The following is a 10,573-nucleotide window of genomic DNA, read 5'->3' as shown; positions in this document are numbered from 1 at the left end:
TCACGCAGGAGCGACGTACTTCCATTCGCCGTCTTCGCGGGTGAAGTTGCTGTTCTCCTGTTGGGAGCCGCCGCGGTAGCTGGCGCGGAAGGAGACGGTGCCTGAGCTGTGGAAGGCGGTGCCGTCGGTGGTGGCGAGGATTTCCAGGCCGGTCCAGCGGATGTTGGGGGAGAGCTCCAAAACCGGTGGGCGGGTGGTGGAGTGCCAGGTACGGAGCAGGTACGCCGTGTCGCCGACCACGAAGGCGGTGTAGCGGGAGCGCATCAGCTGCTCGGCGGTGGACGCCGTACGACGGCCTTCGTGCAGGGCGCCGCAGCAGTCGGCGTAGGTTGCCGGGAGGCCGCATGGGCAGCGCGCAGAGAGCATGTGGGCGATTCTGGCAGATCGGGGCCGGGCGGTTGGTGGTCCGCCCGGACCCAGGAAGACCTAGGCGGTCTCGATGATGATGGCGGCCTCCATTTCCAGGACACGTTGGTAGTCCTCGTCGAGGGTCTGGGGGTCGCTGTGGATCAGGATCACCCAGGCCAGGCAGGTGAAGAGGTCGACCGTCGCGGGAACGACGGCGTCCTCTTCGTGCAGGATCTTCATCCAGTGGAACGACTTCAGCGACTCGATCCCGTCGAAGACCTCGCGGTTGCGGAAGTAGCCCTCGGACGGCGCGATGATGAAGATGCCGCGGAGGTGCTGGACGAGGTCGAAGCCGTCCCGTACCTCGCCGCGGACGCGATGCGCGACGGTCCGCTTGATGTGGTTGTCGCCGGTGGCCAGTTCGCTGACCATCTGGTGACCGCCGCCGGCCGGGCGGGCCGCGACCTCGATCAGGCGAGGGCCGTCGGCCGTCATCATCACCTCGACGTGCCCACAGCCGATCCGGATGCCGACTGCGTCGAGCACGTCGCGGGTGTACGGCCAGAGCGCCTGGACCTCCGGGTCGTCCTCGGCGAGGAAGTCGATCCGGCGGTAGATGCCGATCTTGTCGCCGCGGCCGACCTTCGTGTACCGGCAGACGTCGACGAGCGCATGGACGCCGTCCACGCTGTAGGTGTCGACCAGGTACTCCGTCCCTTCGGCGTACTCCTGGATCAGGACGGCATCGTTGACCAGCCCCATCTTGTTCGTCCGGCCGAGCACGCGGTGGAAGCGCTCGCGCCAGTCGCCGCCTTCGAAGACGACGTACACCTCGTCACCGGCGGCACTCTTCGGCGGTTTGATCACCAGCCGCCGTCCGAGCAGGTCGTTGGCCCGCAACCACTCCTCGGCCTCGGCCGGATCCGCGGTCAGCACCTGCCGCAGCCGAGGTACGCCGGCCGCGGTCAACGCCTGCGCCATCTCCCACTTGTCACGCCGCGCAGACGCCAACGACGGCACGTTGCCCGTCCCCGGAAACAGGATCTCGACGAGCTGATCACACAGCTCGACCCCGCTCTCGGCACCTGGCACCAAATACGTTGGCTCGTACTGCCGCAGCTCCTCGGCCAACGCCTGTACGTCGCCATTGAAGTAGTGCACGTGGTCGGCGTCCTCCGGATGCCAGCTGGCAGTGAACGCCGGTGGTGGCTCCAGCCCACTCAGTACGGCGACCGGCTTCCGACCGGCCGCCCGGAACGCGGCCGGATACTCCTGACCGGTGGACAACGGATCCACGATGATCGTGTAGTCAGGCATGCTGTCCTCCCTCAACTGTCGTGAGCTCTTCGACCGGCTCAGCTGGTGGTGCCATTCCGAAGTACGCGAGCACGAGCCCGACGGCACCGAGAACCCCGCACCACAGCCACACCTGGGCCCCGGCGCTGTTCCACACCCAGACCCCGAGGAACGGGCCGAGGGCGGATCCGAGGCCGAACATCGCGTGTGCCCCACCGACGTACCGGCCGAGCAACGGTTTCGGCGCGGCCATGCCGGGATAGGCGAACATGGTCGGACCGCCGACGATCTCGGCCAGTGTCCAGAGCAACGTGCCGATCACGAAGATCGCCAGGCCGCCCGGTAACGCGTAGAAGGCGAGCCCGCCACCGAGCAGGACGAAGCCGACCATCGCGACCGTCCGGGCCGGTTTGTTCTGCACGACCTTCGTCACCAGCAACTCGCAGGTGATCACGATGAAGCCGTTCAGGGCGACCATCGCGCTGTACCACCAGGTCGAGAAGCCGTCGGCCTTCATGTGCAGCGGCAGCACGGCGAGGTACTGCATGTAGATCGCCGCGTTGATGAACATGCAGACGAGGAACAGCACGTACTTGTGATCCCGCAGTACGGCGACGTAGCTGCCCTTCGGCTGTGGTTCCGCGGCCGAGGCCTCGGCAGGTTTGGTCCGACGAGGTAACGCGACGACGGCGACCGCCGCATAGGCGAGAGCGGCGACCGCTTCACCGATGAACAGCAGGTTCCACGACACCGCGAGCAAGGCGGCACCGATGAGTGGTGCGGCCGTGGTGCCGAGGTTCATCGCCAGCCGGTAGATCGCGAACGTCATCACCTGCCGGTTCTGCGGCGTCAACTCGGTCAGCAACGCCGCCGAGGCCGGACGGTAGAACTGCCCGACCGCACCGGCCAGAGCCACCACCACGACGATCGCCGCGTAGCTCGGCACGTACGCGATCGCCAGCACGAACCCGGCCATCCCGAACATGCTGATCATCACCGCGGCCCGCGGCCCGATCCGGTCCGTCAACGAGCCGCCGATGATCAGTCCGATCACCGAGCCACCGCCGTACACGCCGAGCGCCGTACCGGCTTGCACCGGGGTGAAGCCCTTCGACGTCGTCAGGAACAGCACCAGGAAGACCTGCAGGAACCAGCCGAGCTTGTTCACGAAGACGCCGACCAGCAACGCCTTCACCGGCGCGGGCGCCTCCCGGATGGTCTGCCAGATTCCGGTGCTGTCGGCAACAGTTGTCATGATGCGGGCTCCTTGGGATGGCCGGTCCAGCGCAGGGCGCGCTCGGCCGCGTCCAGTCCGGCCCGGCTCTCGGCGACGGAGCCGGCGACCGCGGTCGCGTACGCGATCCGGCCCCACAACGTGCCGTCCGGTGGGGGACTGGTCGTCTGACCGGCCTCCATCAGTACGACGAGTTGGTCGATCCCGGGCGTGTCGATCGGATCGAAAACGACCGAGTCGAGCACGGTGTCGTTCTCGTCGACGTAGAAGAACCGCACCCCGCCCACCAGCGTCCGGTCCGGCACCAGCGAAGGCTGCCGGCCACACGCGACGGCTGCCGCGGCGAGCCCAGGGTCGACCCCGGTCGCTTGCAACCCGAGGTACGGGATCAGGTCGCCGCCGATCCGGGCGTTGATCTCGATGACCTTCGGCCCGTCGGCCGTCATCATGATCTCGGTATGCGTGACGCCGTCGGTGAACGCGATCGCCTTGTGCGCATCGACCAGCACCTGCTGCAGCTGGTCGTCGGCGAGCAGCGGGTCGGTGGCGTCGACGAAGTGCCCGATCTCCTCGGCGTACGGCGGGTAGCCGATCTCCTTACGAGCAAGGCAGAACGGCGTCACCTGGCCATGGAAGACCGCGGCGTCGATGCTGATCTCGTAGCCGTCGGCGAACTCCTCGACCAGCACCTTCACGTCGTAGTGCGGTGCCTCGGGCACGGTCGTGTCGTGCGCGAAGTCCCAGTTGTCCCGAAGCTCGGCCGAGTCGTTCACCTTGACCACGCCCAGGCTTGCGGCCAGAGCGCGCGGCTTGAGGATGATCGGGTAGCCGAGCTTCTCCGCTGTGGCGAGCGCCTCGTCAACGGTGTCGACGAGCACCGATGCAGGCTGCGGTACGCCGTGCTCGGCCAGCGCCGTACGGGTCAGGTGCTTGTCGCGGCACCGGTTGATCATCGCGACGTCGCCGCCCGGCAGCCCGAGGGCCTCGGCCACGTGAGCGGTCTGCAGGATCCGTGCCTCGTCCCAGCAGAGGACGCCGTCGATCGGGTCCTGCTCGTGCAACACGCGAGCCGCCGCGACCAGCGCCTCGGCGTCGAGCGTGCTGTCCAGCACCGTCCAGCTGTCCAGGTACTCCTTCTCCCAGCTCGGCTCGGCGTGCAGGAACATGTGCAGCCGGTACTCCGGCGCGATCGACCGCAGGATGTACTCCCGGAACAACCGCATGCCGGTGGCAACGACCAGCAAGTGTGGCTTCATGATGCCTCCTGGAGAGGACCTGGAATTTGCCGGATCCGGCTCACCCCACGCGTGCCGTCGGCGCGCTCGAAGTGGTCGGAGATGACGATGTTGCCCTGGGCATCGAACTCCGGAATGCTGTGGCAGGCGCCGCTGATCAACTCACCGTCCCCGGTCAGCAAGCAGTACGACGCGTCGAACGAACCGTCCGCCCGCAGCCGCCCGACCAGCCGGCCACTGCGCAACGTGCCGCCGGCATAGAACTCCGCCCAGATCACGTCGTCCTGACGGTGATACTGCCCGTACGGCGCCTCGCCCGCCGGGTCGTCGGTCTCGAGGCGGAACCACACGCCGTCCACATCGGGGCCGGTCACCAGTGCACCGCGCAGAGGTCGTCGGAGATCGGGTAGATCTCCCGCTCGAACATCGAGTTCAGTACGATCGCGGCCCGGACCGGCAGTTGCGTCAGCCCGGCGTTCGTCAGGCCGTGGCTGTAGCGGCTCGCGTTGAACGTGAAGATCTTGTGCCCGTTCATCCCCTTCCAGCGCACCGAGTAGTCCGACTCGACCAGCACCTGGCCGTCGTCGTCGGTCTCGATCCGCTCCCGCAGGTCGTCGTCGAACGGTGCCGCCACGTGCTCGCGACCGGCGGCCACGATCAGTTGCCGTACGACGTGCTCCTCCGGCAACGCGGTCGTCGAGCAGCACAAGCGGATGTTGCCGTCGGACAGGAGATCCGACGTACGGACATCGCGGCCGGGTAGCAGCGTGACCGGGAACTGCCCGAGTGACAGGAAGCCGTCGTAGTTGGCCTGGTAGAGCGCACGCAGACCGCCGGGCGTGATGGCGTCGCCGCTGTAACGGGAGTCGTCGATCATCTGCCGGCGCATGTCCCGGTTCAGGCCTTGCAGGTACTGGATGTGCGACGGCCGGTAGAGCTCGTTGGCCATCGGGGAGTCGTCGATGCTGCGGAACCACTGGTTCCGCCCGATCCACCGTACGTCGGTGAACCCCGCTCCGAGCAGGCGCAGTACCGACTCCAGGCCGGTCTGGCCGCCACCGACGACTGCGGTCGGTGCGGTCCGGTCCAGCGTGGCGAGCCGCTGGCCGAGGTCATCGGCGATGAAGGCACGCTCCGCGGGCAGACCACCCAGGTACGCCGGACGCACGGCCCGCGTCCCGAGGCCGAGGACCAGGTGTTCCGACACCGCCGCCGGGACCCCGTCGACGCTGATCTCGAAGCCGTCGTCGGTGATCGAGATCGAGTCCACCTGCGCACCGAAGTTCACCACGCCGAGGCGCTCGGTGGCCCAGGTCAGGTAGCGCTCGTACTCGATCCGGGGGAGTGAGTCGAACTGGGAGTTGATCAGCGCATAGAGCCGTCCAGAGGTGACGAGGTAGTTCAGGAAGGTCAGCTCGTGGCGTGGATCGACCAGCGAGACGAGGTCCTTCATCCAGCCGGTCTGCATCCGCACCCCGGGGTAGAGCAGTGGGGTGTGCCAGCCGGTGTCGGGCCGGGAGTCGAACAGGGCGAGCCGGTCACTGGTGACGTTCTTGTAGAGCGCCGCCAACGACAGGTTGGAGGGTCCGGCCCCGATACCTACGGTGTGGTAGCGGGGCGTCGTTCGCTGCTGCTGGTGTGTACCTCGTTCGGTGATCGTCATGCGCTTGTTCTCCGTCCGCGAAGTGGAGTTACTGGTCCCGCCGGTGGCGAGCAGTTCGCTCGCGGCGGCCCGGCTTGCGGCCAGCGCGGTCTTCACGCTGCCCCCGGACCCACCGGTGAAGGTGTAGAGCCGATGAGTTCCACCAGGGACCGGCCAGAGGGTCAGTACCGGTGGATCGGCATAACAGTCGGCCGCGCTGACCAGATGGCCGGGCGCCGACAACTCGAGGTGTGGCAGCCGCTCGGCCGCGATCCGGACGGCCTGGGCGGCCAGGTCCGGGATCGGGGCACTGCTGCCGGGTGGAACGGACCAGCGCTGGGTGTCGACCCCGAGGAGCAGACGGCCGTCTGCCGTCGGCCGTCCGTACAGGTCGCTGGTCTCGTCGACGAACATGGTCGGCAGGTCGCCGGCCACTTGATAGACGGCGATCTGAATCGCCTTGGTCTTGGTGTGGTCGGGCAGCTGGTTCTCAGCCAGGAAAGTGGGCGTCCACGACCCCGTGGCCACCACGACCGCGTCGTACTGCTCGGTCCGCCCAGGGAGCCGGCAGGCGACCGAACCGTCGGACTGGGTGAGCAGCCGCAGGACTGGTCCGGTCAGGACCCGACTGGTCCGGCCGGTGGCCAGGCGTCGTACGACGGTCTGCCGGAGCCGATCGGGATCGATGAAACCGGCCCGCCGTTCGCAGACACCGACCGTGCCTTCGGGGAGGCCGTGCCAGCCGCGGCGACGCAGTTCGGTCCGATCGACAACGGACGTCGAGCCGGGATGTGCGTGCTCGACCTCGGCCACTGCAGCCGCCAGTCCGTCGTACTCCGGAAGCAGGTAGGTGCACCCGGTCTCTGTGTACGTCGCTTGGTCGTGGAGCGTGCCGAGGAGTTCGGTCAGGCTGTCGATGGCCAGCCGGCGTTGCAGGGGATGCGTTTCGAACCCGCGGACCCCGCCACCGGAGACCGCGGTCGCGTCGGTTCCGGGCGGGCCGGTGATCAGATCCACGCCGGCCTGGCTGCTCAGTCTCCAGGCCAGCAGCGAGCCGGCGATCCCGGCGCCGATCACACCGATGCGCATCCGGATCACCCCAGCCCGGTGAGCGCGGTTCGGAGCGACCCGGTGTCGCGGACTCCTCCGGCAAGCAGCGTGAGCAGGCAGCGCGCCGCCAGCGGTGGGTCGAAGGCAGCCGGTCGGAGCGCCGCTTCACCTCGGGCCAGCTCGATCGCGGCCAGCGCCGGATCGAGTGGTTCGGAGATCGTGCGGACGCCGGCCAGCAGCGGTTCGGCGTACCCGGCGAAAGCGTCGAAGGAATACTGATTGAAATCGCTTTGATAGCGATCCGGGCGATCCCAGGCCAGAAACAAGCGAACGATTGACGGATCCTGACAACGAAGTAATTCCGTCGCGGTCATTCCATGTTTCCGGCTGGTCGAGAATTTCGCGCCGTCCGAGGTGTAGAACTCATTGACGACCAGTCCGGCAAGGGGTGACCGGGTGACCCCGGCAGCGGCCCAGACGGCCGGCCAGTAGACGGCGTACCAGAAGGCGTTGTCGAGGCCGAGGAAATGCCAGAGTTCGCCGACCCGGCCGATCGCGGCCAGGTAGCCGGTGACGTCGGTGGCGGCGGGGTCGACGGCCTGCGCGATGCCGTAGAGGTCGGTGAGTGCGACCTCGGTGTACGGGCCGATCCGCAGGCCGGTGAGCGGGCCGTCACCCTCGATCCCCCAGTTGGTCGGGAAGGCGAGCGGGATCTCCGGCAGGCCGGCCCGGAGGACGCGATCGACGAGTTCGCGGACGGCCGGGGGCAGTTGGGCCCGGACCCAGGTCTCGGTCAGCGCGGCGCGGTGGTCCTCCATGCGCAGCACCGGCACGGTCGCGACGAACGGACGCGGCTCGCCACCACAGCGGCCGCAGACCGGATCGATCATTGTCTCGACCTGGGTGAACGTGCCGCACACCTCGCAGGCGCCGCCGGCCGCGGGCTCCTTGCACTCACCGCACAGCCCGCTGAGGTAGGACTCGTGCAGAGTCCGGTCGCAGTCGCTGCAGGCGTACAAGGTGAGCTCGCGCAGCGGCGCCGCGCCGGACGTGACCAGGTGGTTCATGAGTTGACGGATGACTGGAGCGTGACTGTCACGGAGTGGGTCGGTGAATCGGTCATAGCCGATTCGGGCCCGCTCGTAGGTCTCGAGGATGTCGTCGCGGAAGGCCGACGTCATCGCGTGCGGATCGACACCCTCGTTCTCGGCCCGCGTCAGGACGTAGTTCTGATGCACGTCGAGACCGCTGGTGACCACGACCTGCTCGCCCCGGGCCCGCGCGGCGCGGGCGGCGATGTCGGCGGCGAGGTAGGGACCGGACAGATGGCCGACGTGCAGTGGGCCGTTGACCGTCGGCTGCGGGAACGTGAAGACGCTGATCTCACTCATCGATCGGCATCCAATAGGCACTGAAGACGGTGAGCTCGACCGAGTCGGACCGATTCTGTACGACGTGTTGCTCGGTACTCGACAGCAGGAACGCGTTGCCCTGCTGGATTTCGTGCTCCGTACCGCCCGTCAGGACATGCGCCGTACCGGCGACGACGAGGGACAGTTCGAGCTCGGGATGCTGGTCGAGCGGGCTCTCCGAACCAGGGGGAACGGAGTACCACATCGCCTGGAACGGCACTTCGCGATCCAGGTCATATTGTTCCCAGCGGACCACTCGCAGGTCTTTCACGAACAGGTCTTCGCCGGTGCGCAGGTCGAATGTACGCATGCTTCGCCACCCTCCATGATCCTGCCGCGAGCAGGACCGAAGAAGTTGAATGAGAACGTACGGAACAAGGCGCTGAGAACGCGCCGAACCTTCGCGACCTGCGCCACCAACGCGGTCGTCGTGAAACCCGGTGACCCCCCAGTCTCCGTGGCCGAAAATATAGGGAAGGTCGCGCTGTGAGTAAAGGGGAATACGCTATGAATTTCCGTCGGACCGTAACTCTGCCGGAATTCCTTCGTTGCAGGCGGCAAATGGCGGCGGACCGTGTCCGCCTGGTCACCGTACGGGTTTAGACGGCACCCGGGAGAGCGACCGGTGCACCACCCCAGACCACCTGCGCGGAGGCAGTCGCGAGCAGTTCGTCGATGGCCAACTGGCGGACAGTCGGCTGCTCGGCCGCCTCGATCAGATCGCCGTACGTCGCGGCCAGGCGGCGCTCGATGCCCAGGATCAGCGCGGAGGCGCTGACCGCGTTGGTGACCGGCTGCGGCAGGTCGTACGCCGGTTCCGCGGCGACCGGCGTTTCGCCCGCGGCCGAGATGAGGCCGCTCAGCTTGTCGCGGTTGTCGCGGTGCCGATCGAACGTCTCGGTCGCGGACCGGAACTTGGCGCCACTCAACTTCCCACCGGCCACGCCAACGCCGTACAGGGCCGCGTGCTCACCGGCGAGGGCGGCCTGCAGAGCCTCGAGCTCGGTCATGAGGCCCCCTTTCTGGACTGACGAACGGAGGGAGCGAAGCGACTGGAGAGAGGAGCGAAGAAAGGGAACCAGGCCTCAGGACCCGCCGCGCGGAGCGTGGCAATGTGTACCGTCATGAGGCTGCTGCTTTCTTGGCCGGGAGGAGGGCCGCGGCGAGTTGGATCTCCGAGGCGGCGATCATCGCGAGCAGCCGGGCCGGCGGTCCGGAGACCTTGGCCGCGGCGGTTGCGTGGGCGGTCGAGGCCGCTCGCTCCTGCTTGGCGAGCAACGCGAGGGCGGCGACCGGCTTGGCCGGCACCGGCGGGGCTTTGGGTGCCTTGGGCACGGTCACGCCGGCGGTCTCCTGGAGCTTGGCCAGATGGCCGGCGTGGAACTTGGCTGCGGCCGCGAGCTGGGGCTTCAGGGCCGGGAACTTCGTGCCGACGAGCGTGTACTGCGCGGTCAGCGAGCTGACCAGTCCGGCTGCGCTGCTGAGTGCCGCGACGACGGCCGGATCAACGGTCGGCGCATCCCCCGGCACGGTCTTGCCGGTGTCCGGGTCGACGACTCCCGGCGTACCGGATCCGGCCTGGTCGTCCTTGCACCCGGCCAGCACGAGCATGCCCGCGGCCAGGCCGGTGGACTGCAGTGCGACGCGGCGTGACAGCCGGAGGGGTTCGATCTGCACCCCGGAACCCTACCCGGTGATGGGGCGGTGATCGGTCTGCGACAAGGCGGTGACGCGAGCACCCTCTGTAGCCAGATAAGGTGGACTACTGCTCTCGGCCAGACCGCCGGGGCAGGTACGGGCGCACAACTGCAAAGAGAGGCAGGTCTACCTGTGAGCCGAAAGACTGACCACACGGACACCTCTGGCCTCGAGAACTTCCTCCAGCCGATCGTCGCCCAGTTCGGCTGCGACCTGGAGGAGACCAGCATCATTCCGGTCGGCAAGCAGCGCATCCTGCGGGTGCTGGTCGACCGCGACGGCGGGATCAACCTCGACGACGTCGCCGAGGTCACCCGCGCGCTCTCCAAGGCGCTCGACGAGCGCGACATCATGGGTCAGAGCCGGTACACGCTGGAGGTCTCCAGCCCAGGCGTCGACCGGCCGCTCACGCTGCCCCGGCACTGGCGCCGCAACATCACCCGCCTGGTGGCGGTCACTCTGGTCAACGGCCAGAAGCTGACCGGCCGCATCAAGACCGCCTCCGACGAGGCGGCCGAACTGGACGTCAAGGGCAAGCTCCGATCGGTCGCCTACGGCGACGTGGAGAAGGCCAAGGTCCAGATCGAGTTCAACCGGCCCGCCGGCAACGACGAAGAAGAAGAAGCACCTGCCGACGGCACGGTGGAGGAGAACTGAC

11 protein-coding genes are annotated in these 10,573 nt (G+C 67.7%); 1 reads left to right on the top strand and 10 read right to left on the bottom strand.

Annotated features, from left to right (window positions below; all coding sequences use genetic code 11):
- From ACFCV3_RS21250 to ACFCV3_RS21205, 10 genes are all read right to left on the bottom strand, one after another.
- The gene (locus ACFCV3_RS21250) at positions 1-366 is read right to left on the bottom strand and encodes a YchJ family protein (protein WP_376032239.1); all 366 of its coding nucleotides are present in this window, start codon (positions 364-366) and stop codon (positions 1-3) included.
- Positions 367-426: 60 nt separating this feature from the next.
- Positions 427-1,665 carry an ATP-grasp domain-containing protein gene (locus ACFCV3_RS21245; protein WP_376032237.1) on the bottom strand — a complete coding sequence of 413 codons (1,239 nt, stop codon included), beginning with the start codon at positions 1,663-1,665 and terminating at the stop codon, positions 427-429.
- On the bottom strand, positions 1,658-2,899 hold the full coding sequence (locus tag ACFCV3_RS21240) for an MFS transporter (protein ID WP_376032235.1): 1,242 nt from the start codon (positions 2,897-2,899) through the stop codon (positions 1,658-1,660). Before ACFCV3_RS21240 ends, ACFCV3_RS21245 begins: the two co-directional genes overlap by 8 nt.
- The gene (locus tag ACFCV3_RS21235) at positions 2,896-4,134 is read right to left on the bottom strand and encodes an acetyl-CoA carboxylase biotin carboxylase subunit family protein (protein ID WP_376032234.1); all 1,239 of its coding nucleotides are present in this window, start codon (positions 4,132-4,134) and stop codon (positions 2,896-2,898) included. The genes ACFCV3_RS21240 and ACFCV3_RS21235 overlap by 4 nt, the downstream gene beginning before the upstream one ends.
- Positions 4,131-4,487 (bottom strand): hypothetical protein, encoded by a 357-nt coding sequence (locus ACFCV3_RS21230; RefSeq protein WP_376032232.1) that lies wholly within the window; start codon positions 4,485-4,487, stop codon positions 4,131-4,133. The genes ACFCV3_RS21235 and ACFCV3_RS21230 overlap by 4 nt, the downstream gene beginning before the upstream one ends.
- Positions 4,484-6,844 (bottom strand): FAD-dependent oxidoreductase, encoded by a 2,361-nt coding sequence (locus ACFCV3_RS21225; RefSeq protein WP_376032230.1) that lies wholly within the window; start codon positions 6,842-6,844, stop codon positions 4,484-4,486. Before ACFCV3_RS21225 ends, ACFCV3_RS21230 begins: the two co-directional genes overlap by 4 nt.
- Before the next feature lie 5 nt (positions 6,845-6,849).
- Positions 6,850-8,196 (bottom strand): class I tRNA ligase family protein, encoded by a 1,347-nt coding sequence (locus tag ACFCV3_RS21220; RefSeq protein ID WP_376032228.1) that lies wholly within the window; start codon positions 8,194-8,196, stop codon positions 6,850-6,852.
- Positions 8,189-8,527, bottom strand: coding sequence for a cupin domain-containing protein (locus tag ACFCV3_RS21215; RefSeq protein ID WP_376032226.1), 339 nt, complete (start codon positions 8,525-8,527; stop codon positions 8,189-8,191). The genes ACFCV3_RS21220 and ACFCV3_RS21215 overlap by 8 nt, the downstream gene beginning before the upstream one ends.
- A gap of 289 nt (positions 8,528-8,816) precedes the next feature.
- Positions 8,817-9,227: a ferritin-like domain-containing protein gene (locus ACFCV3_RS21210; RefSeq protein WP_376032224.1), complete on the bottom strand. Its 411-nt coding sequence runs from the start codon at positions 9,225-9,227 to the stop codon at positions 8,817-8,819.
- Positions 9,228-9,339: 112 nt separating this feature from the next.
- On the bottom strand, positions 9,340-9,894 hold the full coding sequence (locus ACFCV3_RS21205; RefSeq protein WP_376032222.1) for a cell division protein FtsK: 555 nt from the start codon (positions 9,892-9,894) through the stop codon (positions 9,340-9,342).
- A gap of 153 nt (positions 9,895-10,047) precedes the next feature.
- Between ACFCV3_RS21205 and rimP the strand changes: the two genes are divergently transcribed.
- Positions 10,048-10,572, top strand: coding sequence for a ribosome maturation factor RimP (gene rimP / locus ACFCV3_RS21200; RefSeq protein ID WP_376032220.1), 525 nt, complete (start codon positions 10,048-10,050; stop codon positions 10,570-10,572).
- The last annotated feature ends 1 nt before the right edge of the window (position 10,573 follow it).

It is taken from the genome of Kribbella sp. NPDC056345, assembly GCF_042262745.1.
Classification (GTDB): Bacteria; Actinomycetota; Actinomycetes; order Propionibacteriales; family Kribbellaceae; genus Kribbella.
This window is presented reverse-complemented; position numbering and strand designations above follow the sequence as displayed.